This is a genomic window from Myroides sp. WP-1 (assembly GCF_014145635.1).
In the GTDB taxonomy this organism is placed as follows: Bacteria; Bacteroidota; Bacteroidia; order Flavobacteriales; family Flavobacteriaceae; genus Flavobacterium.
The window spans coordinates 286,246-310,888 of the sequence record NZ_JACHTC010000001.1 but is presented as its reverse complement, the minus strand read 5'-3'; the positions used below and the strand labels follow the sequence as shown (position 1 = coordinate 310,888).

Here is a 24,643-nt window from a genome sequence, read left to right as displayed (position 1 = left end):
TGCTTGCACAGTAGCTTTTTAGTTTTATTACCAAAAAACCTTAGAAGGTTTCTATTTCATCCATTACAGGTACAGGGCGTTTACTTTCGTTAATCGCAACAAGAGTAAAGTTACCCGAAATTGCTTTCTCACGACCTTCTCTATACATACTTTCAACGAAAACGTCTACTCGAACATCTAAACTCGTACGACCTACGCGTACAACTGTTCCAATTAATTCAACTAATGTACCTACAGGAATAGGTTGATTGAAGTCGATTTTATCACTAGAAACAGTTACAATTGGTTTACGGCAAAAGCGAGTAGCAGTCATAAAGGCAATTTCATCCATGATAGCTAAAACAGCTCCACCGAACATTGTGCCATGGTGGTTGGTTTGTCCTGGAAATACCGTTCTGAACACGTGAGTTTCAGAATCTTTAATTTTTTTTTGAATACGCAGCTCCTTGCTTGTTAATTCACCTTCCATAGTTTTATTTTGAACAATTAAATAATAGGCTTGTTGTTTAAAAAACCTACACTTCTCGCGTTGCTTTTATTTCGTTGTTTGTGCTGTGATTTTTTTAATTAAACCAAGCCCCTACTCCAATTCTATGCACACAAACAACTAGATCCTTTCAAGAAAAATCGTCTATTTATTACTTATTTTTCATTCAAACCAAAGGTTGAAATAAAAATTCGCAAAAGATAGAACAGATTGCTTTACTATTCTTAGTTTGTCTTCTTCTGAGATTGTAAATTCCGCAACAAATATACGGAGTAAAACTATTTTATTGTGAATTTTTCAAATAATATTTGAATTTGGCATACTGTTAACAATTTTTGTTGGCTGTATGCCAATTTATTTTATTTGCTGTCTACGTAATCTTGTAAATAAGAAAAGCGCTCTGTTAACTTTCCATTTTGTGTAACTGTGGCACGTGCAAGGATTTGATCTTTATCCCCATCAAAAAAGGCGGGTAAAATAACGTTTAAGAATACTTCTCCAAATCCTTCACTAGCATCTTTAGGTAGTTCACAAGGCAAATTATCAATGGCCATTACTGTAATAGCAGCAGGATGATCAAAGGCTACTTCTTCGTGTTTTCCTGGATGATAACCATATAGAGGATCTGCAATTGTAGACGCTCTCAATGTGCTTTCAATGGGTCCGTGATCTACATCACAAGAAACATCGCCGATCACTTGAATTTTGTTATCTATAGCGTTCAGCATGTCACGAGTTAAGATCTTAGGCGATCCGTGTTTAAAGAAATGTCCTGTAATAAGAACATCTGTTACTTTAGTAAAGCGTTCAAAGTTACTTTCATATTGCTCAGGATTTGCATAAAAATCGGCTTTAGACGCTTCTTTTCCATCTTTGCGTTTATAGTAATCCATCACTTCCAATTGTGTGTATACAGGAACATCGTATTTTTGAGTTAAGAAGTGCTCAATAGATACTTTCTTTGCTTTCATTCCTGCTAAGATCTCCATGATACCATGACTAACTTTTCCATTTCCGGTTACTGCAATTTTAATCGGCGGAAAATATTGCTTTTTCAACTGTGCAATAAGGTCTTCAGTATGTAACATGTGTTCTGCTTTCTTCAGGTTAAAAAGTTCATACTTCAAACCAAAAGCGCGCAGTGTGTTATATGCTCCTACAATTCCAGCATAACGGCCGAATCCAATTAATCGTTTATTGTTTTGATCCACAAGTGTTTCATGGTCAATTAATCGAATGTTTTTCGCTAAGCATGTTTGTAGAATATTCCTATTGTATTCTTGTTCTTTGATTGTATGAGAGAAGAAAAAGTAGGTTTTGTTTGGAATTAAAGCCTCTACGGGAACTTCTTTCACTCCAACTAAAACATCGCAATCAGTTAAATCTTCACTTAGTGTAATGTTTTTATCGGAATAAGCTTGGTCAGGAAAGATTCTAATAGCTGAAGGCTCTACTACTGCTTCTAGTTTATCATACGTTTGCAACGCTTTTGCAAGAATTTCAGGAGTAAACACAACACGTCTATCAGGAGGACTTTTACGTTCCTTAATAATGCCAATTTTCATAATATGTTATATAAATTAGTTGTTTCGTTTTTTTGAGGGTGGTTCTTGCAAATATAGCTGTATTTCTCTGTTATTCCAAAAAAGCCAAGATTTTTCAGCATTAAAGGTTGTATTCTTTATTTTAAAATTGTAATTTTGCAACCTCTTAAAACTAATTGTACAAGGGGTCGATCGGTTTTGACAGCGAGTGGAATTAGTCAGTAAGCACGTCGAGCGTTGTTGTTTTGCTCGTAAATATCAGACAACGAACTTTTTAAACGGCGAAAATAATTACGCTTTAGCTGCATAATCTGAATTATAGTAAGATTGCCTTAGTTTCCACCAGGTGGAAGAGCTAGATTCTCCTTAAGAGCCTTGGTTTGTGGCGCTTTGTTGAGGGGAACCGTAAAATAAACCTAGGAAGGTTAGTGTCTCGGACATCTTCCGAAATCTTAGAGACTAAGTCAGTAGTGGTTGTTTCAAACCAAGCTGCTGATCGAAAAATCAAGTTGAAACTAAGCGTGTAGAAAGCTCTCTGATTGCTTGTTTGGACCCGAGTTCGATTCTCGGCGACTCCACAGAAATTAAAAACAACCGTCTGACAATCAGGTGGTTGTTTTTTTTGTAGGCTATTTTTGTACAGTTTTTGTACAGTTTTTATTTTTTAACTTTTATACACTAGATTAATTTCTTCTTTTTAAGAAAGAATAAAATCATTAATAACAACACAATAAAGGAGATTATCCCCCACCAACCAAACTGCTCTCGCTCCACCCTCTTTGCTTTATCTTCTTCAGCTTTCTTTTCCTTTGCGAATATTTAACTCTCGCATAATTTCAAACACCTTCTTATGATTAAATTGCATTTCGGGAAATTTAAAGTACCATTTTTTCAAATTCACCCTATTTTAGGCTTTAATTAAATCACATTTGTATGATTAAAACAATTAAAAAATAGGAATAATAATAAAAAAGATATTTAACAATCTACAATCTAATCAGAACAACTTTTTTGTTACAATTAACTAGCTTTGTATTAGATTTATTACAAATGAAAAACATAGTTGCTATTATAGGAAGTGCAAGTGCTAATTCCTCTAACCATACATTGATTAACTACATTAAACAACAAGTAAAAACTGAACTAAACATCACAGTTTATGACAGCCTAAAGGAGCTACCTCACTTTGACCCTATGCTTACTGACGAGAGTACCCCTATTGAAATCACTAAGTTTAGAGAGCTAATTCTACAAGCTGACGGAGTATTAATCTCTACACCTGAGTATATATTTAGCATTCCGAGTGGATTAAAGAATGCTTTAGAATGGTGTGTATCTTCACCTACTTTTATGCATAAGCCTTTAGGGATAATTACAGCATCAGCTAATGGAGAAAAGGGACATGAAGAACTACAACTCATTATGCAAACACTAATGGCTGTTTTTACTTCAGATACAACACTCTTAATTCGCGGAGTAAAAGGCAAAACAAACATGCATAATGAAGTAACAGATACACAAACAAAAGAAGCATTAGGTGTTTTCATCTCTTCTTTTATTGAGCTAATCAACACAAGTAAAAAGCAATGATAAAACCAATTGATATTACCGACTTATTTCAAACTTTAGAAGTATTAGAAGAAGTAAAACAATATATGCTCAGTCAAGGTATTGATCAATGGGATGAATTTTATCCTAATGAAGATATTATCTCTAATGACATTCAAAAGAAGCAAGCTTATATCTATACAGAAAATGAACAGATCTTAGCCTATATGGTTTTAAACGAAGAGTACGATATAGAATACGATAACCTGAACTGGAGTACTCCTACTCCATTTATAGTTATTCATCGTTTATTCGTTAAACCTACCGCTCAAGGAAAAGGTATATCAAGCCAAATGATACAATATGCAGAAGAATATGCCAAGACAAATAAATACGCCTCTATCCGCTTTGATGCTTACTCGCTAAACAATACTGCAAATGCAGTCTATCTAAAGAAGGGATACACCTTAGTAGGTATAGTACAATTTAGAAAAGGAGTGTTTAACTGTTATGAAAAGGCATTATACTAAAAAACGGATTCTTCTAATAGTCTCCAATCTCTATAAAACAATATCTAGCGTTTAGAACAAACTTTTAAGCAAAATTAGCTTGTTTAAAAATTACTGTGTTTTTGAACTAATCAAGATCGAAGTTCAATATAAAACTCTTTTATTGCCCTTACAGTCCTTGTGTTTTCTCTCTAAAAAAGTCTTTCAAGTGTTTTGTTCCATATTTTTGAGCAACATTATCCTTTGCCATTGCCGTTAAGAAAAATTCATAAGGACCATATGTTTTTGATGTTGTAAACAAACGAAGCCCTTTTATAATAAGAACACGCAAAAAATCTGGCAAACACGTAATTTTTCTTTTTTTTCCTAAAGTATCTAGTGCTAATTGCGCTAATTCTTTTTGACTTAAAATATCGGGACCTCCTACTGCGCATTCTTTATCGGTTCCTTGCATTTTTTCAACACAGAATTGCGCTAAGTCTTCACCATCAATTGGATTCAGTTTCTTCTCACCTTTACCAAATAAATAAACTCGACCTGATTGAGCCATTGTTAAGAAATCAAGCATATCCGAAAAGAAGCCATTAGGCCGAATAATGCGATAATCCAATCCAGATGCTTTTAATTGATCCACAAATCCCTCTTTTGCTTGAAATATTTTTAAATGTTTCAATTGATCTCCATGAATGGCTGAAACATATAAAAAACGCTTTACTTTTGTCTTTACTGCTTCTTGAAGAAGGTTTATATTTCCCTGATAATCTACATCCATATAAGTTAATCCCTCTTTCTGTCTGGTAATTCCCACAGTAGAAAACACCCAATCTATAGTTAGTGTACACCCTTTTATCGTTTCAGGTCTAGTTATTTCACCTATCACAATTTCATCCGCCAAAGGTACCTTATCTTTTTGATTTTCAGATCGAATTAAGACACGTACCCAATAACCATTTCGTTTCAATTCTCTTACTATATAACCTCCTAAATATCCCGTAGCTCCTGCTACTAACACTCTTATTTGTTGATTTATCATAACGCTTACGAATTATTACTACAACAAAACTATAGGATATACCAGACTAAAACCCTTGACAATCGTCAAGAAATTACCCTTTAACTATACGTTGTTTGATTCTACTTAACGTTTCAGGAGAAACACCTAAATACGTTGCAATATAGTGTTGAGGCACACGAAGAAACAAATCGCCTTGATTAGCAAGCAAATCAACATATCTTTGCTCTGCAGACTTTGTAACAAAAGATGCTATCAAACGTTGAGCCGTTAATAGTTCATTTTCCACCGCAATACGAGCTATTTGTTCAAAAGTGATAGATTGCTTTAAAAGCTGTTCAATTGACTTTTTTGAAAAAACAGCTAAAATAGTGGGCTCTAATGCTTCATAATTTTCTTGCGCAGGCCTATTAAACGTATAACTATCTCCCACGCAGATAAACTGTCCTTCTGTATAAAAAAAAGCTGTTTTATCAACCCCTTCAACAGTATAAAACAAACGGACACAGCCTTTTAATACGAAATAAATAGCATCTGAAATATCCCCTTCCTGAAAAATAATTCCGTGTTTAGTAAAAGAATGAAGCTCAACAACCTCCTTTAAGAAAGCTTGCTCTTTCAATGTCAAAGGTGTATATAACTGAATGTAATCAATAAGTTTAGAAATCATAAATTGGCAGATATAAAAAACAATTCTTTATCAATCTAAAATACCAATACTATATTTATATTCATGATAATTTCTTATTTTTATTTCATTGATTATGCACTGTGAAATGACAAAAACATATACAATACACAAGCATCGTTCATCCAATGCAGTCACAAACAATCATGACGTGCAACAATGAAAGAGGAACAAATAGTTTTAAATCGCTTTAATCCATTGGATGATGGCATCACTTGCGCTTGAATCAATATGATAGATCTCCTTACTCTGTATAAGTTCTGTTTCTGTGGTTAAGAAATGGTCCAATCCATCCATAACTTTGATAGTTGTGTTTTTATTTCCCAAAGAATTTAGTTTTTCAACCTCTGCTTTTGCTTCAACAATTAGGTCATTGGTACCAATGATATAAAGCACAGGAACATCAATAGCGGCATACATTTTTTCAAAATCCTTTTTTATTAAGCTTCTATAGCTAGGAAACGTAGCATAGCGAAAACGATCAAATCGCCTAGATGTATATGTGTTGTCTTTGCATTTTGGCCGAAACAAAGGGGCACTAGTAAAAGAAAAGCTTCGAGATATTGTATCTTCATCGTTAATTATTCTTTAGGTTTTATATTTATTTCACTCTTTAGGGAAATAAACTTAATTAAATGGAACTTAATAATTATCATCATTGTGTTTATTTTAACAGATCTTTGTTGTCCGTTTAAATAGTAGTTAGATGTACGTGAATAGTTTAATTATACTTTCATATATTTATATGGGCTCGAAATACAACTACATTATTCAAGACGTCACATATCGTCCTAAAGGTGAATCATTGCGCTAGTTTTTCTATAATTCAAATTGTATACCGTAAAATGTTTCATTTTTAAGGTTAAAAATTTCAGGAGTTAAACTAAGTATAGTATAATTTTGTACCTTCTTACAAAATAGATCATAGCGATAAATGGATAAAATATACAACATCCCCTCTTTTTTAAAGTATCTCAATATAAAAGGTTCGGATAGTGATATAATACAAATCATTCACTACAATGAACATTCGGATATTTTATTAAAGTCACCTCCTACTCAAATCGACTTTTATTTATTGGCCTTAAAAGATCAGATCGAAGTACAATCACCTATTGAAAGTATGTCAGATTCTTATCTTTTCCTTGATAAACCTGGAAATACAATAGAATGGGATTTAAAACATCCCTTTTCTGGATATGCAATCTTTGTAAATCAAAAGCTTTTAAGCAAAACTATTAAGGATGTCTCTTTTGCTAACTATGATAGGCATGAAGCTTTATTCTTGACTCCAGAGGAGAAAGATACTTTATATGATTTGTTTTCCAAATCCTATAAAGAGTATCAAAAAGAAAACTATTCTAAAGAAGTATTAATTTCCTATACAACTCTTATTCTTTCCTATACCCAAATCTATTATGAACGTCAGTTTGAAGCTAGAAGCAAAGTATATAATAAAGTGGTTGCTGATTTTTATGAACAATTAGATGCGGTTTTGAATAATCCTAAAGGTATTAACGAACTTCCATCTGTGCTGTATTTTGCAAAAAAGGCAAACTTATCTACAAATTACTTTGGTGATCTAATTAAACATTTCACAGGTACTTCTCCCCTAGATCATATCCATGAAGGAATTATTCAAATTGCCAAAAATAAATTGAGACATACAAAACTTTCTGTGAGTGAAATTGCATATAGTTTAGGCTTTGACTACCCTACTTACTTCACAAAATTCTTTCGTCAGAAAACAGGAATCTCTCCTAAGTTATTCAGAAATCAATAAACATATTTTCCTCAGTATATAATTTTCATAAGCAATCTCTAAGGTTGTTGTTTTTTGAATACGCTTTAAATCTGTAAAATGTTTCAGTTTTTGGCGTAATATGTTTTCGTTTGCTCCTTTCTTTCTGACGTAATTTGTGGTATAAACAAAATATTATGTCACAGCAAAAAGTCAATTTCAAAAACAGTAATAACGACAATATCACAATGTCTGGTATTATTAATTTCCCAGAAGGATTTAGTGAAAACAAAAAATATCCTGTTATTGTAGTTTCACACCCAGGGGGTGGTGTAAAAGAACAAACTGCTGGTTTGTATGCTAAGAAATTAGCTGATCAAGGATTTTTGACCATCGCTTACGATGCGTCCTATCAGGGCGAAAGTACAGGCGAACCTCGTCAATTAGAGAATCCTTACATCAGAACAGAGGATGTAAGTGCAGTGATTGATTATTTAACTACACTTCCATATGTAGATACAGAAAACATTGGAGCAATGGGAATTTGTGCTGGAGCTGGTTATACTGCCAATGCTGCCATAAACGATCACCGTATTAAAGCTGTAGGCATGGTAAGCGCAGTAAATATCGGATCTATGTTCCGTAACGGATGGGAAAATAATGTGAAGGATACAGATGCACTTCCTTATTTAATCGCAGGATCTACTGCAAGAACTGCTGATATAAAAGAAGGAATCCAAACTATCCCATTAGCTCCAATGAAAGAAGAAGATGCACCTAACGAAGAACTAAGAGAAGCATGGGAATACTACCATACTGAGCGTTGCCAGTATCCAACAGCACCAGGTTTTGCCACTGCTAGAAGCTTAACTCAAATTATCTCTTATGATGCGTATAACAAAGCAGAAGCATTCTTTACACAACCATTATTGGCTATTGTAGGAAGCGTAGCTGGAAGTGCATGGATGAGTGATGATTTACTAAACATCGTAGCAACTACTGATAAAAGAAAGTATATCATTGAAGGTGCAAACCACATGTCTTTATATGACGTTGAAAATTATGTAAATGAAGCTGTGAATCAGTTAACTTCCTTCTTTAAAGACAAGCTTTAATCAATAACTTAATGCTTATAAAGGGAATCAATATTGTATAAAAAAACAGAAAAGATGAAAGTAACATTAATAGCAAATATATCAGCTAATGGAAAGGTGTTGCTAACGAATAACACAAATTATCATGAACCAAGAGAGGCATTATTATTCTTTATCCAATATGCAAACCAAATAGGAAATATTATTATTGGAAGAAAAACGTATGATGTTTTAGAAAGAATACCAGGTAGCACTAAAAAAGTGTTTCCTAATGCAGAAGTAGTTATGGTTTCAGAATCAATCCCTTCTATCAATGATCTTAAAGTTGTAAACTCTGCAGCGAAAGCAATGAAATATTTAAAAGATAAAGGTTTTAAGGAAATTCTTGTTGGAGGTGGTACAGCAGTTTATAATCTTTTTTTAGATCAAGAATTAGTAACAGATTTGATCTTTAACTATATTCCCATACTAGTTGGTAATGGTGGTATATTGGGCGAATCTGAAAATCTCAGCACAGTGTTTTCTGTGAAAGAGAAAAAAATGCTAACATCAGAAATCTTGCAAGTTCATTATACAAGGAAATAGTTCACATAGTGAAAAGAGAGATCAAATATAAAAAAGATGCCAGCCAATGTATTACAGCGTCTATATTTAATAAAGCATTAAATCGCAATCAATAACCAACTTCATTATTTGGTTTGATTTTACAAGCAATCTTTAAGATTGCTTTTTTTATGCCCCCTTTAAATCCGTAAAATGTTTCATTTTTAGAGTTATACGTTTTCGTTTCCACTCTTTTGTCTAGCTTAATTTTGTACTGTAAAAAGATAATAACATAAATATTCAATATTATGTCACAGCAAAAAGTCAATTTCAAAAACAGTTATAATACTAACATTACGATGTCTGCTATTATTAATTTCCCCGAAGGGTTTAGTAAAAATCAAAAATACCCAGCTATTGTAGTAGGACATCCTGCTGGTGGTGTAAAAGAACAAACTGCTGGAATTTATGCAAAAAAAATGTCCTTAAAAGGATTTGTAACTCTTGCCTTTGATGCTTCTTATCAAGGTGATAGTGAAGGCACACCACGCTGTCAGGAAAACCCCAATTTCAGAGTAGCAGATGTCAGAGCTGCTGTTGATTATTTAACAACCCTGCCTTATATAGATGACAACAAAATAGTTGGTATCGGTATTTGTGCCAGTGGTGGTTACTTTGTGGCAGCTACAAAACAAGATCATCGTATTAAGGCTTTGGCAACGGTAAGTGGTGTTGATATTGGCGAAATGTATCATAAAGGTTGGAATGGACAAGGTGGAACCGTTAATCTTTTAGAAACATTAACTTCTGCAAACAATCAAAGAACTGCAGAAGCCAATGGAGCAACTCCTGTATATTTAAACTGGGTTGGCGAAAGAAACGAAGCTTGGGGTAAAGAAGCAACAGATGGATATGATTATTACAGAACACCAAGAGCACAACACCCTAACGCTACAGGTGAATACCTTTTAACGGACTTACCTGCACTGATAGCTTTTCATGCATTTGATCGCATAGATACCTTGCTTACACAGCCTTTACTTGTGGTAGTAGGTAGCAATGCACTTTCAAAATGGAATAGCGATTTTCTCTATGAAAATGCAGCTAGTAAAACAAAAGAACTATTTATAGTAGATGGAGCCAATCATTTTGATTTATACGATATATCTGTATATGTAGATCAAGCTATTGATAAAATCTCTTCATTTTTTGAAACGGTACTCAAAAACAATTAACAAAACACTCAAACCTTATAACAATATAAAAAAATGAAAAAGTCAGTAAAATTTAAAGCCCTTTATTGGGATATAGCAGCAGATTTGATTTTCCCTGCAGGTTTTGATGAAAACAAAAAATATCCAGTTATTATCAGCACCCACCCTATTGGAAGTTGCAAAGAACAGACTTCAGGCAATGTATATGGACAAGCCCTAGCTGATGCAGGATTTGTAGTACTCGTTCCTGATGCATCTTTTCAAGGTGAAAGCGGTGGTGAACCAAGATTTCTAGAAGATCCTTCATTCCGTGTAGAAGATTACAGTTATGCATGTGATTACCTAGTAACACTTCCATTTGTTGATGAAAAACGTATCGGAGTACTAGGTATTTGTGGTGCTGGTGGCTATTCTATCAATGCAACGATGAAAGAACGTCGTATCAAAGCTGTTGCGACACTTACAGGAGCCAATTATGGACGTGTAATGCGTGAGTTTGGTGACCCAATTGCTAACCTGGAAGCTATTGCTGAGCAAAGAACTGCTGAGGCAAGAGGTGCTGCTTTACGAGTTGACCAAGGGTTGTATCCAACTGTTGAAGCAGCTGAGGCTGACAAGGCTAACATTGACCTTTTAGAAGCTACAAAATACTACCGTACTTCACGTGGTGAAAGTAAAAATGGTGTAAACAAAACTTTATTTTCACACAATGCAACTGCAATCACTTGGGATGCATACAATCTGGCTGAAAAGTTATTAACTCAACCCTTATTAGTAATTGTAGGTGGTATTCCTGGTGGTTTTGGAGCATACAGAGACGGTTTTGAAATCGTTCGTCGTGCTGCTTCCAAGAAAAAAGAACTAGTTGTCATTGAAGGATGGTCACATTACGACCTGTATGACAAACCTGAACCTGTTGGTCTGGCATTAGATAAATTAATTCCTTTTTTCAAAGAAAATCTTTAATAAACAGGCTATCGTTGCTATACACAGTAACGATAGCTTTCTAAACAAATAAAAAATGAATACAAAAGTATTAATATTAGGTGCAAATGGAGCTATTGCACAACACACTATAGAATTTTTGAGCCAAAATAAGAGTATCGAGTTAACATTATTCGCAAGAGACATAACTCCACTAAATCAACTTCAAGGCTCAGCTACAATTATTGAAGGTGATGTATTAAACCAAAACGATTTACTTAAGGCCATTAAAGGACAAGATATTGTCTATGCCAATCTCTCTGGAGCTGTAGATAAAATGGCACAAGCTATTGTTGAAACAATGCAGACTAACAATGTAAAAAGATTAATATTTGTCACTTCTTTAGGTATTTACAAAGAAGTAGCAGGTAAGTTTGGACAGTGGAATGAAAGAATGATCGCTTCTGAACTAATACCTTATAGTAAAGCAGCTGATTTTATAGAAAAATCAAATTTAGATTATACGATTGTGCGTCCATCTTGGTTGACTGATTACGATGAAACTGATTATGAAACTACTCAAAAAGGTGAACCTTTTATTGGAACTGAAGTAGCCAGAAAAGCAGTAGCTGCATATATTACAAATGTTATCGAAAACCCTATTCAAGATATAAAGGCAAGCGTAGGCGTAAACAAACCAGGTGTTTATGGAGATAAACCATCATTCTATTAATTATTTTCAATAAAAACAGGACACCCAAAAAATGTTTTTATTGATTCATGCACTCTTATATCGCTCATTTAAATTATTAATATTCATTTAGCCGCTGTTTTAAAAAGTCTTTAAAGAAAAGAAAACCTATAAATTAGTAAATTTATAGGTTTTTATATTTTAATAAATATCATTACACTGGTTGTTTACTCGAATAACTTAAAAAAATAGATGCTAAAATAACCTCTTTCAACGTTGTACAAAGATTAATTGGCTATCGTGCCTAGTAAATGTAATGTCTGTAATAATTAGATTAAAAAACTATTTCGCAAGGCTATATATACTTTCTATTTTTTATTTTTGTAGGCAATATCTCTCAATATTAAAAGAAATCATAGCTAAAAGTACCTCATAAGAATTAAACGATGAACCTTAGAAAGCAAATCACTTATCACAATTACTTCAAATTAATAGTAGCCTCTGCACTTGTTAGTTTTTGCAGTTTGATTCTAGTTTTTATTACACAACAAGCAACGGAACATGTTGAAGATTTTATTTTTGAAACTGTATCAAGCACGCAAAAAATATTTCTTGTTTTTTTACCTACAATAGGTATTACAGCTATTTATTTTTTAAGGAAACTACTTTTTAAGGGGCGTAAAAATAAAGGGATTACAGAGATTTATAAAACGCTAGATCAACGAAAAGATCACTTACCTGCATTTAAAATTCCATCTCATTTAATCAATGGTTTTTTAACTGTATCTTCAGGTGGTTCAACTGGAATAGAAGTTTCATCAGTGGTGGCTACTGCTACTGTTGGAAATATGATACACAACAAACATTTTTCTGCTAATATTTTTAAAAAAGAACTAATTTGTTCTGGTGTTACTGCTGCTGTTGCCTTATTATTTGCAAGCCCTTTAGCAGGTTTTCTATTTGCTATAGAAGTTATAGCAAGAAAAAAAAGTAAGTCTTTGTTTTTAAGTTGTGGTACAGCTGCTTTGTTGGCTTGGCTGTTTATTTTACTCCTAGATTATAAACCATTACTTTCATTTCCTGTCGAAGGATGGCATGGTTATGCTCTACCTCTATTTTTAATATTAGGGTTATTGAGTGGTTTGCTTTCTGTGTACTTCACTTTATTAACCACTCGTATGAAAAAAATATTTGGAAACATAAATAATAATTTTTTACGCGTAAATCTTGGTGCGATTTCTGTGGGACTTTTTATATTTATATTTCCTGCTTTGTATGGTGATAGTTACCATGGATTAAAAGAAATTTTATACCATCCACAAGCTATAACATTCTATACTTTAGCTATCCTAATATTACTAAAACCCTTGGCCGCATCTTTAACTCTTGGTGCTGGAGGTGATGGCGGTGTATTTGCACCAAGTATTGTAGCAGGAGCGTTTTTAGGACTTTTATTCGCACAGATTTGTAATGCTCAATTTGATTTACAACTTATTCCCTTAAATTTTGCATTGGTTGGAGCTGCAGCAACCTTATCTGCATCAATCTATGCACCTTTAACAGCTTTAATTTTAGTTTGTAACTTAGTTCCTAATGGTTATCAACTATTTATTCCCTTATTAGTAGGTAGCTTTACAGCGAATTATTTTTCAAAACAAATCTTACCTTATAACGTTTACACGTATGATTTTTATTTAACTAAAAACTAATTACACCTGTTTTAAACGCATACAACGAAGTGATTGATGTTGTTTTAAAGTTGACCTACTGGTGACTATATTTTCCAAGTTATGTAGAAGTTGTCTATAAAGAGTTCATTTAATGCAACAACTTCCTAGAACTTTAAAGATCAATCATTAAAAAATGTTGATATACCTCCCTTAATAAAAAAGCATCCTTATTTTTAAATAAAGATGCTCTTAAGGGCTTAACACTGTTTTGTTTGATATCCTACAGGTTGGATAACTTTGAAAATAGATTTGTTGTTTGTTGTTTCGCTATTTTAAAAAGTCACTTGCTTTGAAAAAAGCATTAAGTTATACCTAGTAAATTATTAAAAATATAGTATTAATCATTTAACAATCTTCGTCCCCACGTTTCTATTTATAACAAAGTGACTTTCTTGTTGTATTATTGTGTATGATTTGTTATTTACTAAATAGTACATAAGGTTAAACATCAAAATTATTCAATTGAATAGAAACAACTATTATACATTTGCGAACAAAATTTACATATCTTCAATAAATAAGGTTAATGTTTGAAGTTGTTCTTAAAATACACGGGAGTCATGCCCGTTTGTTTCTTAAAAAAAACAGTTAAGTGATTAGGCTCTTTGAAACCTAGAAAAATAGAAATTTCATTAATAGTGATATTTTTATACAGTAAACACCTTTTAATTTCCATAATAATTCGTTCACAGATCCAATCGTAAGGTGTTCTATTCTCAACTTTCTTGAAGGCATTTTGAATCGTTCTAACATTCAAATTTAATTCAGCAGCGTAATCTTTAATACTTATGCTTTTGTCTAATTTGTTGTTAACTAAAGCTTTAAAGCTTGAGACTACGTGTCTCTCATGTGAAACATTGAGTTTTTTTAATTCAGATTGATCAATACAATCTTCTAGTAGTAGTAAAACGTTGAATAAATAGTTATTAAGGACTTGTTGTTTTTTGATGTAGTTAGCCTTATCTAACTCTCGCTTTATTAAATCAAATAATAGCTTCAGTTCCTCAAAATGCCGTTCTACAGTTAAAACAGCTAATTGCGCAGACAAATTAAAGAGATCTGTAGTATAAAAAAACTGAAAGTGAAGCTCATCGATACAAAAAAAATCTTCTGTAAATATTAAAACGTTGGATTCATAATCGATAGGTTTATTAAACTGACCGATCTGATTTTTGGAAATAATCAATACTTGTTGTTCGTGGATAGCTAAAGAATTAAAATCAACGGTATATCTTCCCTTTCCTTTTGAGAACAACTGAATGCAATAAAAACTCAACTTATGAGGCTCAAAAATAGTTTCTCCTCTTTCTTGTATGAGTTCATTTAAATTTTTGCAATTAATGTATAAGTTGTTAGTCTCTCTATGATGAAAATGTTCTATACTTAATTTATCCATGTATGTGCTAGTATTTTCTTTAGAAATTAAAAAAGGCTAAAATAAACCAACTATTTATTAAATTAGATTCAAAATACTCGTAAATATGTTAAAATACATCCAATAGATTAGAGTAAAATCTGTAGTAAAAATTCGCATTTATACATTGTTTGTTTTTAGTAGTTGTTGTCACTTTGTTGAGAATTAAAAATGCAATTGTACTGTGTATCGATTGCTTCTTAAAAAAAAGAAAATGAAGAAAATCACTTTAATTATGGCTTTTTCTATTATCGCGGTATCGTGTAGTAGCAAAAAAGAGAATGTCGCACAACAAAAACAAGAGCAAACAGAAACTGAATTATCCTCAAAAGATCTTACTTCCTCTGTTTGGATTTTAAAGGAGTTACAAGGTCAAGCTGTTGAGTTAGACAAGAACTTCCCTGCTATTCCTAAATTATCGTTTACTAAAGAAAATAATCTTACAGGTAATTTAGGGTGTAATAACTTTAATTCAAACTACCTAATGGATAATAATGCATTAACCATTCAACAAATTGCCTCAACGCAAATGGCTTGTCCAAATCTAGAAATTGAACAAAATTTTGTCGAAATACTAGCGAAAACAAAGAGTTTTAAAATTGAAAAAGATATCCTACTGTTAGAGGACCAAAACCAAGAAATCATTGCAAAACTAAAAGCAGAATAATTATTCTGCTTTTTTTTTGAATTAAGTCTATTCGAGATCGGTAATCTTCCCCTCCTATTTTTTGTTATCTCTTAAGGGAAGAGATTGAAAACCGTTATATTTGCTTCCTTATTAAGCACGTTAATTTACATTATGATGGATAGTCTTTTTTTCTACTTTAGTCTTTCGTTTATGATTATGCACGAAATTGATGCCGTTCGATGTAAAGAATGGAGAATCTTTCCTGGACTTGCTTCTTTAGGTGATAAGGTGGGCTATATGATCTTCCTTTTTGCTCATTTACCCTTGTTTGTTTTAGTATTATGGTATTTGAATCACAGTGAGGATCCACAACCGTTTATCATGGGCTTTAGTATTTTTACGCTTGTGCACATTGGGCTACATCTCTTGTTTTTAAAACACAAACTCAACGAGTTTAAAGACTGGATTTCTTGGACTTTGATTTTAGGTGCAGGCGTATCAGGTTTTATTCAGCTAATCCTCATGGTTTAAAGAACTATAGCAATAGCTATCGCAACCATAAATAAAAAGCTCATCCAAAATGGATAAGCTTTTGTATTGCCCATAAGCAATATTGTGGGGATCTACTGTATTTTTGTAAGCGCTATGATTTCTTGTAATTCATTGAGTATAGACTCCATAGTTGACTTGGTAAAGCCTTGGGCAATTAAGACCGTTTTTTCTCCTCCTGGAATACTATACCGCAAGACCAATTCTGCATTTGTTCGAATTAGGTTTTGAGATAATATATGAAATTCAAAATGTACTATCTTATCTAAGGGAATTTGCGCAGTTGGATGTATAAATCCTATTTTTGCATAAATATATTTACGCTTGATATCCACGTATATCTTTTTTGATATAAACGACCACAGCGTTAATACCGCTACTATAAGAATTGAAATGGCAAGTAACGTAAATTCAACGAGATAACTTGCGTAAGCAAAACCTAAAAGTCCCGAAAAAACAAGTATAGCTAAGTTGTATTGCGGTTTCATTACATAGCAATCTCCCTGTTGTACAAAGTATTTCATCTTAATTATAGCGAATGGGTTTGGGCATTTCAATTAACTTGTACTTTACATCGTGTTTATCGGCATAAGGCATAATCAGATCGTGAACGCGGTTATATTTCTCCTTTACTATTTCATTTTTGTTTGCTTCAAGATCCGCAATAGCCCTGTCAATTTCTTCTTGGGGTCTCCCCTCGTCTATCATGCGAGCAATGTGAGGAAAATCAAATTTGTAAATAGTATCAGCATAATAAAATAAATCTAAAGCTGCTTTTAAAATGAGCAGCGTTTCTTCATTGGGTTCGATATTTCTAATGGCTTCAATATCTTGATCAAACATCGGTACATAACGCCCTTTGACATATTCTGTTGCATTGACTTTTTTCACTTCATTTTCTGGAGTAATTAGAACCAAACTCCCTGCTTTGAGCTGAGCTTGTATTTCTTTGAAATGAATTTTAAAGCCATCGGGAATCTTATTGCTATTGAGTTTTACTTTTTCAAAAACTTCTTCAGCATAGCTTTTTTTCCCTAAGTCACAAGACATGATAGAGAACAATAAACCGAATAAGATAAAAATTAAACAATTGTTTTTCATTCATTGATGGATTTAATTGGAGGTAGATGCATAAATAATCTCTTCTAATTCCCTTTTCAATGCTTTCATTTTTTTAGGACTTAGAGAAGCAGCAATTTCGTACTGTACACTATTTCCATCTTTGCCGCAATGCATAAACAGTGTAGCGTGAATTGGAAGACCGAAAAAGAGCTTAATAACTTGTAAGTCAATATATCTACACGAAGAAAAAGAATATAATACAGGTTTTTTTCCTCTTATACCTGTAGAAACAGACAGGCTCTTTGTTTCGGGGAAAAGCTTCGTTTTAGCAGGGTTTAATCGCCCTAAAACAAGCAACAAAGTTGCTAAAAAAGTTAGAATTAGTCCCGTTTTAAGATAATTGCTATAGATGATCAAAGCGAGTCCAATACCAATCCAAGCGAACAAAATAAGATGAAGAACAGAAATTCTCTTTTTTATAGCATAACTGTTCTCCTCTTTTAGCAAGTACTTAAAGTCTTTCATTTGCATTCAATAGGAATTTAGAAATCTTAGTTAATCAATAAAATTGAATTTATCTTCAAAAAATTTCCCTACTAAGGGTACTGATTTCTTAGCACTATTAGCGGCATTGATTATTCCGAAAATTGCTAATATCCAAAAGATATAGTTAATATAGCTCAATAGTATCCCTATTGAACTAGGCAGAACAAAGATTAAAATACCTAAGACAACGCTAAAGATTAGCCCCACCAAAAATAAACCTAAGGATTGTTTCAGGTGATACTTTAATAAGTCATCTGCATTTTCTTTACCACCAAAATAAGCAATTAACCATCCAATGATAGTAAGGTAAGAAACGATTGATAATGTTTTAGTATTCATAATGCTATGGTTTTAATTCAAAGCAAAGGTGAGTTATCCTTTACTCTTGAAAAAGAAATTATCTACTACATAAGAACTACAAGAAATTTTTACATGACTACAAAACGACTACAACTTTTTGTCATAGCTTATAAATCAAGGTATTGAAATAAAAAAGCATATGCATAAATGAGAACTATTCATATAAAAACAACGACAGCTTTTATACATTTGTAGCAATGAAACGATATATATACTTTATTCTATTCGCTTTTTATGGGTTTTCCCTAGTCGCACAGCCAAACTATGAAGATAGTCTGAAACAACGTTTACAGGTAGCTAAACAACCTAGTGAACAAATGGCAATTGGCTTGCGATTATCTGACCGCTATCGCATCAATGAACAATATCAAGAGGCAATAACCTTAGCCCAAGATTGTTTAACGTTAGTCTTAGCTCAAAATCCTCATAGTATTGATGTTGTAAAAGCCAATTGGATACTCGCCAATATTTATGCTAATATTGAAGATTTTGATCAGGCGCAATTGTATAGCAATCAAGCTTTAGAAGCAGCCGAAACACAGAAAGATCCAATAGGATTGGCGTATGCCTATTATGCAAAAGCAGTGTTACATACGATATTGTTTGACAATAAAGCGACCATTCAATGGCTACATAAAGCCCTAAATCAGCTTGATGGCCAAGAAAGTGAAGCGGATTTAATGGCTCGAATTTACTATTTACTTTATGGGGTATATACAGAATGGAATGATGAAGCCCAAGCATTGAATTATGCGAATAAAAGTTTAGAATACGCTATAAAAGCAAAGAATAAGAACATCGTCGCTAATGCATATAGTGCACTGGCCGTCGTTTATTCTTTTCAATATTAAAAAACAGGAGATAAAAGTAAAAGAGATCAGATGATGCAAGCATTAGATCAAGCCCTTGAATTATATCAAGCTTATCCTGGAGAGGTTGTTGCTAATACTTATGCATATATTCTCAACAACAAAGCTAGTTACTATCTCAAGTATTATGATGCAACAGAGCCAATGATTAAGCAAGCAATTATTGAACATGTAAACGAAGCTATTCGCATCGTCCCTAATACCAATGATGTGGCATTGGCTAGTTGTTATGGAATACTCAGTGAATTGAGCATGAAAGACAACGATTTAGCTACAGCCGAAGCTTATCTTACCAAGGCTTATCTCTTACTCGTTCAAAAGAAAAAGCCCTACTATCACACCCTGATTAATATCATCAATTCACTCGTTAGCCTTCAAGTTAAAAAAGGCGACTATCAACGTGCGTTAACCTACCAGCAAGAAGCTACTTCCTATAGCAACCTGTTGTTTAACGAAGAAACAGCCGCCACAGTAAATCGCTTAGAAGCTCAATTCGAATTAAAAAAGAAAGAGCAAGAAATACAGATGTTACAAGAAACCGTAGAAAGTAAACAGAAACAGAAATTGCTTTTATTGGGTATAATCACTTTAGGTATCATAGGAGGATTTTTTATGTTTCGTTCGTATCACTATAATCTGCGGTATTCCTTAGCTCGCGAAAAACAACTAGAAGCAGAAAATAATCAAGCAAACCTTAAAGTTAAGTATCAAGAAGAGGAACAAGCTCGATTAAAAGCAGAACAAGATTTATTAGAAGTAAAACAACAGCAGCTAGAAACTGTAATGTTAGCTAGTCAACTGCAATTACAACATAAAAGCGAAGTATTGAAACAAGTAAAAGAAAATTTAAATCGTACACAAGATATAGATATCAAACAAATACTACGCGAAGAGCAAATCACAGCCACGAGTTTTGAAAAAACACAAGCTAGAATTGAGCAAGTTCACCCTCAGTTTTTGAAAAATATCACGGCTCATGCCCAACAAAAACTGACACCTTTAGACCAGAAATACTGTGCTTATTTCTATCTTGATTTAGAGACAAAAGAAATTGCCACGCTATTGCATGTTGAAGCTAAAAGTGTTCGAATGACAAAGTATCGTTTAAAACAAAAATTTGGATTAGATGCACAAACGGATTTAGTTGGATTCTTAAAACAATTAGGGTAGTTTGTTTTTTATATTTTTTGTTTTTACTAAAATTTATAAATATTGTAGTTAACCCATGTTATGTGTTTATCTCACTAATTTTGAACCAGATTGTCCCATAAAAGTTAGTATTTATCAAAAAGTACACGGTATATACTCTCTTGAAATTTGTGGTTATTTTACCTATACGATGACTTACGATCAAATGATCAGACTGATTCAAGAATACTTATGTGTATTCAATCAATTTCCAGATTATGTAAGAGTTATCGATTTTATACCTACTACCACAAATTTATAAAAAGTAAAGTTGAAAAAAAGAGCGTTTTTATAACTAAAAACGCTCTTTTTATTTTAAATAGTATTCTCTTTTTACTGCGACTGTGTTTTTAAATTAATTGTAATTTATTGATTTATTAACACCTAAAATGAGAGTTTTTTATGTAATTTTAAAGATAAATACTATTAATAAAACCAAAAAAAATGAAAGTAGATACTCGAAAATTTGATAAAGTATTAGAGTCATCCTCTGCTTATGGGCAAGTGAATCACGCTCCTAATGGCAATACGGAACCTCCAATTAACACGCCTCAACGGTCAATGCCTTTTGCAGATGAGCCAGGCAATTACCAACGCAATATTGGTCTTCCAAGAAAAGATTTTAGTCAAAGTAAGGTATATATCGTAGGAAGCGGAATTGCTGGTATGTCCGCAGCGTATTACTTTATTCGCGATGGTCGTATTCCCGCCTCAAATATTACCTTCCTAGAGCAATTATCCATTGATGGAGGGTCTTTAGATGGAGCTGGTAATGCCCAAGAGGGATACATCATTCGCGGAGGACGAGAAATGGATATGACGTATGAAAATTTATGGGATATTTTTCAAGATATACCAGCCTTAGAACTTCCAAAACCTTACAGCGTACTCGATGAATACCGTTTAATTAACGATAATGATCCTAACTATTCTAAAGCTCGATTTATTCATCAACTCGGCGAAGTTCAGGATTTTAGCAAGTTTGGGCTTTCTAAAAAAGACCAAATGGCCTTGATCAAACTCTTGTTAAAAAAGAAAGAAGAATTAGATGATATTACCATTGAACAATACTTTAATCCTTCCTTTTTAGAAAGCAACTTCTGGACACTATGGAGAACGATGTTTGCCTTTGAAAATTGGCATAGTTTGTTGGAGTTTAAACTATACATGCATCGTTTCTTGCATGCCATTGATGGACTAAAAGATTTATCTGCTCTAGTTTTCCCACGATACAACCAATATGATACTTTTGTTACTCCTCTTCGCAAGCATTTGGTTGAATTAGGTGTACAGATTCAATTAGATACATTAGTGCAAGATGTTGAATTACACAGTACAACGGAAGGGAAAATAGTCAAAGGTTTACTGGTTCAACAAAATGGAAAAGAAACGAGAATTCCAATGAATGAACAGGATTTTGTGGTCATTACAACAGGATCTATGACTGAAGATACAGCTTATGGAACCAATAATACGGTTCCTATTCAAAAGGTAGATGTTACTGCAAGCGGAAAAAGCCCAGGATGGACCTTGTGGAAAAATTTGGCTGCCAAATCACCAATTTTTGGACATCCAGAGAAATTCTGTTCTACTATTGACAAATCTTCATGGGAATCTGCTACCTTAACTTGTAAGCCCTCACCATTAATTGACAAATTAAAAGAGCTTAGTATTAATGATCCGTATTCTGGAAAAACGGTTACTGGCGGAATTATAACAATTACAGACTCTAAGTGGTTGATGAGTTTTACTTGTAATCGTCAACCGCACTTCCCTACGCAACCCGATGATATCCTTGTTTTGTGGGTCTATGCTTTGTTTATGGATAAAGAAGGAAATTATGTTAAGAAAACAATGCCTGCCTGTACAGGAAATGAGATTTTGGCTGAATTATGTTATCATTTAGGTATCCTTGACCACCTCGATCAAGTAGTTGAAAATACAATTGTTCGAACAGCTTATATGCCTTACATAACATCTATGTTTATGCCTCGTGCTCAAGGAGATCGCCCTCAAGTTGTGCCTCAAGGTTGTTTGAATTTAGGTCTTGTCGGTCAATTTGTGGAGACCCATAACGACGTTGTTTTTACCATGGAAAGCTCAGTTCGAACAGGTAGACAAGCCGTATATCAATTGCTGAATCTAAATAAACAAGTACCTGATATTTTTCCGCTTCAATATGATATTAGACATCTGCTCAAAGCAGCACATGCTCTAAATGATGATCAACCTATTGTAGGAGAAGGATTACTGCGTAAATTTTTACAAGGTACTTATTACGAACACATCCTCCCTGTGGTAGAAAAAAACAAAGCAGAACATGATTCGTTCTTTGTTGAACAATATGAAAAGGCTAAAGATTGGTTTAAGAAAATTCTGGGTTAAGCTCCTTTGATGCAAGTAGATGTATAACGCTGTAGATTAAATAGACAGCCCTTCTGCAATCTTAGAGGAATGACACAAAGCGAGATAAAAAAGAGCCTTTTAAAGGCTCTTTTTTTGTCTGTAGATACAACTACTCTATTTTTTTAAAATACTTTCATAACGATCAATCCATTGTTGTGCACTCATTTTTTGCATCAGTGCTCCGATTAAATCATACGGTATTTCTTCTAATTTTTTAAAGCGAATACAACTTTTACCCATATCTAGTTTCTGTTTGCTGTGTTTGGGATATTCAGTCACAAACCAATTCAACAGTTCTGGATCAGAATAGATCCCCATGTGGTAAAAATTGATGGAATTTTTTTGAGACGCCAGTCCTGCAAAAGGCAGTGGTTCAGCTGGTTTACAGTGATACCCTGCAGGATATAAACGATGTGGAATTACATACCCTAAACCTCCATAACTAATAGATGCTTCAAACCCTTCGGGTAAATTGTCTACAATGGTTTGATGAAGTTTATTAAAAGCCTCTGCACGTTCTGCAGGTATCTGAGATAAAATTTCCTCTACTGTACTTCCTACTGCTTTCATAGCGATTATATACTAAATTAAAACTCGATTTTTAGGATTATATCGAATTGAATTACTTTTTGTTACAGGCAATCTTCAGTAAAGGCTTCTCTAAGATCAACGGTCATACCAAGCCACTTTGCACTGAAGAATTAAAGTTGGTTCCGTTCGTTGAACAATTTCGTAATTTACTTCCTCAATCTAATCATCTCCTACAAATATAGTTTCTATTTTACTTTCATTTTCAACTATACCTCTATTTTTTTATTTCCTTTTGACATCTGGTATGATGTTCATATTAACAGAGCTCATGCTCCAAGACTCGATTATCTTTACATTCAAGTGTTGTTAAAACAAATAGGATTCTATGAAAGAGTATGATGCAAGAAATAGAAAAAATATTCAGGTGATCTGCGCTATAAATTAAATTTATGTCGACGATAATCACTAGGTGAATATCCTGTGGTTTTCTTAAACAAACGCGTAAAATACGAAGGTGAATTATATTTCAATTCAAAGGCAATACCGGCAATGTCTCTTGCTTTATCTTGCAATAAAATTTGGCTGTGTAAAATACTTATTTCATTGATCCATTGCTTGGGTGGTTTATTGGTCGCTTCTTTGACGCATTTATTGAGGTAATTCTCAGAAATATGGAGCAAATTCGCGTAGAACAGTACATTTTTGTGATCGATATGAAATTTCTGCACGAACTCTCGAAAGCGAAAAGCGATATCCAATTGTCTGCTCATAGGGGTTTTCTTCTCCATATCGACGCGAATAACTTTCATGAGAACTGTTTCTAACAACGCGATACAGATCTCAATGTCGCGTTGTTCACTCAAGCTTTCTTCCTCCAATAAATCTAAAGTTCGGCTCACCCAATTGGCATTGGTATCGTTTAATTTAACGTAGGGATTCATCGTAAAAAACTTTAAATCAGTAGCCCCTAGAGAGATATCAGTAATAACTTCATTTTCATAAACAACAAAATAACCTTGAATGTCATCTGAAATGGATAAGGTTGCTGTAATATTGCCATTCTTTACATTGATAATTTCATTCTTTGCCAACGTATAAGCACCACTATCTAAATACTGCGTCATATCGCCTTGCGTCAATAAAATTAAAAAATTGAACGTAGTACGATACGGAATAACAGGCATTAGTATACCTCGTAAATAATCTTCTAAGCGATAGACTTGTATTTTACTGTCATTTTTTAAATAGCTATCTGCTAAATGAGGTAAAAACAACTTTTTATACTGGTAGTTGTTTATGATTTCAATAGAAGGTTTTGACATGTTGAATCTAAAAAATAAAACAAAGTTTATAAAAAACGATACC

The 24,643-nt window shown here is 33.3% G+C and carries 26 protein-coding genes and 1 other RNA gene; 15 read left to right on the top strand and 12 right to left on the bottom strand.

From position 1 onward, the window contains the following. Positions 1 to 40: 40 nt before the first annotated feature. Together H4K33_RS01415 and H4K33_RS01410 are read right to left on the bottom strand one after the other, a co-directional pair. A complete protein-coding gene (locus tag H4K33_RS01415) occupies positions 41 to 469 on the bottom strand; it encodes an acyl-CoA thioesterase (protein ID WP_002992508.1) in 429 nt (142 codons plus the stop codon). A 377-nt stretch (positions 470 to 846) separates the two neighbouring features. Then, positions 847 to 2,052: an NAD(P)-dependent oxidoreductase gene (locus H4K33_RS01410; RefSeq protein ID WP_182646716.1), complete on the bottom strand. Its 1,206-nt coding sequence runs from the start codon at positions 2,050 to 2,052 to the stop codon at positions 847 to 849. A 163-nt stretch (positions 2,053 to 2,215) separates the two neighbouring features. Here H4K33_RS01410 and ssrA point away from each other — a divergent pair. The 3 genes from ssrA (at position 2,216) to H4K33_RS01395 (ending at position 4,109) form a co-directional block, all read left to right on the top strand. Beyond that, positions 2,216 to 2,612, top strand: a transfer-messenger RNA (tmRNA) gene (gene ssrA / locus H4K33_RS01405). Positions 2,613 to 3,081: 469 nt separating this feature from the next. Next, positions 3,082 to 3,621 (top strand): NADPH-dependent FMN reductase, encoded by a 540-nt coding sequence (locus H4K33_RS01400; RefSeq protein WP_182646715.1) that lies wholly within the window; start codon positions 3,082 to 3,084, stop codon positions 3,619 to 3,621. Further along, positions 3,618 to 4,109, top strand: coding sequence for a GNAT family N-acetyltransferase (locus H4K33_RS01395; RefSeq protein ID WP_182646714.1), 492 nt, complete (start codon positions 3,618 to 3,620; stop codon positions 4,107 to 4,109). Before H4K33_RS01400 ends, H4K33_RS01395 begins: the two co-directional genes overlap by 4 nt. A 148-nt stretch (positions 4,110 to 4,257) precedes the next feature. On the opposite strand, the gene H4K33_RS01390 is transcribed toward H4K33_RS01395, so the two are convergent. From H4K33_RS01390 to H4K33_RS01380, 3 genes are all read right to left on the bottom strand, one after another. Then, a complete protein-coding gene (locus H4K33_RS01390; protein WP_182646713.1) occupies positions 4,258 to 5,121 on the bottom strand; it encodes an SDR family oxidoreductase in 864 nt (287 codons plus the stop codon). Positions 5,122 to 5,194: 73 nt separating this feature from the next. After that, positions 5,195 to 5,770 (bottom strand): Crp/Fnr family transcriptional regulator, encoded by a 576-nt coding sequence (locus H4K33_RS01385; protein WP_182646712.1) that lies wholly within the window; start codon positions 5,768 to 5,770, stop codon positions 5,195 to 5,197. A gap of 198 nt (positions 5,771 to 5,968) precedes the next feature. After that, a complete protein-coding gene (locus tag H4K33_RS01380; RefSeq protein ID WP_182646711.1) occupies positions 5,969 to 6,208 on the bottom strand; it encodes an alpha/beta hydrolase in 240 nt (79 codons plus the stop codon). Between the two features lie 514 nt (positions 6,209 to 6,722). Here H4K33_RS01380 and H4K33_RS01375 point away from each other — a divergent pair. The 7 genes from H4K33_RS01375 (at position 6,723) to H4K33_RS01345 (ending at position 13,704) form a co-directional block, all read left to right on the top strand. After that, the gene (locus H4K33_RS01375; protein ID WP_182646710.1) at positions 6,723 to 7,571 is read left to right on the top strand and encodes an AraC family transcriptional regulator; all 849 of its coding nucleotides are present in this window, start codon (positions 6,723 to 6,725) and stop codon (positions 7,569 to 7,571) included. A gap of 155 nt (positions 7,572 to 7,726) precedes the next feature. Beyond that, on the top strand, positions 7,727 to 8,644 hold the full coding sequence (locus tag H4K33_RS01370; protein WP_182646709.1) for an alpha/beta hydrolase: 918 nt from the start codon (positions 7,727 to 7,729) through the stop codon (positions 8,642 to 8,644). A gap of 54 nt (positions 8,645 to 8,698) precedes the next feature. Then, positions 8,699 to 9,208, top strand: a complete 510-nt coding sequence (locus H4K33_RS01365; protein ID WP_182646708.1) for a dihydrofolate reductase family protein — start codon at positions 8,699 to 8,701, stop codon at positions 9,206 to 9,208. Between the two features lie 266 nt (positions 9,209 to 9,474). Next, the gene (locus tag H4K33_RS01360; protein ID WP_182646707.1) at positions 9,475 to 10,401 is read left to right on the top strand and encodes an alpha/beta hydrolase; all 927 of its coding nucleotides are present in this window, start codon (positions 9,475 to 9,477) and stop codon (positions 10,399 to 10,401) included. A 33-nt stretch (positions 10,402 to 10,434) separates the two neighbouring features. After that, a complete protein-coding gene (locus H4K33_RS01355; RefSeq protein ID WP_182646706.1) occupies positions 10,435 to 11,346 on the top strand; it encodes an alpha/beta hydrolase in 912 nt (303 codons plus the stop codon). 55 nt (positions 11,347 to 11,401) lie between these two features. Beyond that, positions 11,402 to 12,037: an NAD(P)H-binding protein gene (locus H4K33_RS01350; protein ID WP_182646705.1), complete on the top strand. Its 636-nt coding sequence runs from the start codon at positions 11,402 to 11,404 to the stop codon at positions 12,035 to 12,037. 404 nt (positions 12,038 to 12,441) lie between these two features. Then, positions 12,442 to 13,704: a chloride channel protein gene (locus H4K33_RS01345; RefSeq protein WP_182646704.1), complete on the top strand. Its 1,263-nt coding sequence runs from the start codon at positions 12,442 to 12,444 to the stop codon at positions 13,702 to 13,704. A gap of 544 nt (positions 13,705 to 14,248) precedes the next feature. Here the strand turns inward: H4K33_RS01345 and H4K33_RS01340 are convergent. Beyond that, positions 14,249 to 15,121, bottom strand: coding sequence for an AraC family transcriptional regulator (locus tag H4K33_RS01340; protein WP_182646703.1), 873 nt, complete (start codon positions 15,119 to 15,121; stop codon positions 14,249 to 14,251). 232 nt (positions 15,122 to 15,353) lie between these two features. Between H4K33_RS01340 and H4K33_RS01335 the strand changes: the two genes are divergently transcribed. Together H4K33_RS01335 and H4K33_RS01330 are read left to right on the top strand one after the other, a co-directional pair. After that, positions 15,354 to 15,806, top strand: a complete 453-nt coding sequence (locus H4K33_RS01335; RefSeq protein WP_255493515.1) for an META domain-containing protein — start codon at positions 15,354 to 15,356, stop codon at positions 15,804 to 15,806. Between the two features lie 132 nt (positions 15,807 to 15,938). Then, positions 15,939 to 16,298: a DUF6713 family protein gene (locus tag H4K33_RS01330; RefSeq protein ID WP_182646701.1), complete on the top strand. Its 360-nt coding sequence runs from the start codon at positions 15,939 to 15,941 to the stop codon at positions 16,296 to 16,298. A gap of 92 nt (positions 16,299 to 16,390) precedes the next feature. On the opposite strand, the gene H4K33_RS01325 is transcribed toward H4K33_RS01330, so the two are convergent. The 4 genes from H4K33_RS01325 to H4K33_RS01310 are packed head-to-tail and all read right to left on the bottom strand — an operon-like array spanning position 16,391 to position 18,263. Further along, positions 16,391 to 16,840: a hypothetical protein gene (locus tag H4K33_RS01325; protein ID WP_182646700.1), complete on the bottom strand. Its 450-nt coding sequence runs from the start codon at positions 16,838 to 16,840 to the stop codon at positions 16,391 to 16,393. A gap of 1 nt (position 16,841) precedes the next feature. Then, positions 16,842 to 17,417 (bottom strand): hypothetical protein, encoded by a 576-nt coding sequence (locus H4K33_RS01320; RefSeq protein ID WP_255493514.1) that lies wholly within the window; start codon positions 17,415 to 17,417, stop codon positions 16,842 to 16,844. Between the two features lie 12 nt (positions 17,418 to 17,429). Next, entirely contained in the window at positions 17,430 to 17,909 is a 480-nt protein-coding gene (locus H4K33_RS01315) for a hypothetical protein (RefSeq protein WP_182646699.1), read from the bottom strand. Positions 17,910 to 17,933: 24 nt separating this feature from the next. Next, complete coding sequence (locus tag H4K33_RS01310; RefSeq protein WP_182646698.1) at positions 17,934 to 18,263, bottom strand: DUF4870 domain-containing protein; 330 nt, start codon at positions 18,261 to 18,263, stop codon at positions 17,934 to 17,936. Between the two features lie 218 nt (positions 18,264 to 18,481). Here H4K33_RS01310 and H4K33_RS01305 point away from each other — a divergent pair, with 218 nt between their 5' ends. The 3 genes from H4K33_RS01305 (at position 18,482) to H4K33_RS01295 (ending at position 22,726) form a co-directional block, all read left to right on the top strand. Beyond that, positions 18,482 to 19,135, top strand: a complete 654-nt coding sequence (locus H4K33_RS01305; protein WP_182646697.1) for a hypothetical protein — start codon at positions 18,482 to 18,484, stop codon at positions 19,133 to 19,135. 30 nt (positions 19,136 to 19,165) lie between these two features. Beyond that, positions 19,166 to 20,323 (top strand): hypothetical protein, encoded by a 1,158-nt coding sequence (locus H4K33_RS01300; RefSeq protein WP_182646696.1) that lies wholly within the window; start codon positions 19,166 to 19,168, stop codon positions 20,321 to 20,323. Positions 20,324 to 20,785: 462 nt separating this feature from the next. Beyond that, positions 20,786 to 22,726: an oleate hydratase gene (locus tag H4K33_RS01295; RefSeq protein ID WP_182646695.1), complete on the top strand. Its 1,941-nt coding sequence runs from the start codon at positions 20,786 to 20,788 to the stop codon at positions 22,724 to 22,726. 135 nt (positions 22,727 to 22,861) lie between these two features. Here the strand turns inward: H4K33_RS01295 and H4K33_RS01290 are convergent, their stop codons facing one another. Further along, positions 22,862 to 23,317 (bottom strand): DUF1801 domain-containing protein, encoded by a 456-nt coding sequence (locus H4K33_RS01290; protein WP_182646694.1) that lies wholly within the window; start codon positions 23,315 to 23,317, stop codon positions 22,862 to 22,864. Between the two features lie 395 nt (positions 23,318 to 23,712). Next, on the bottom strand, positions 23,713 to 24,600 hold the full coding sequence (locus H4K33_RS01285; RefSeq protein ID WP_182646693.1) for an AraC family transcriptional regulator: 888 nt from the start codon (positions 24,598 to 24,600) through the stop codon (positions 23,713 to 23,715). Positions 24,601 to 24,643 lie beyond the last annotated feature (43 nt).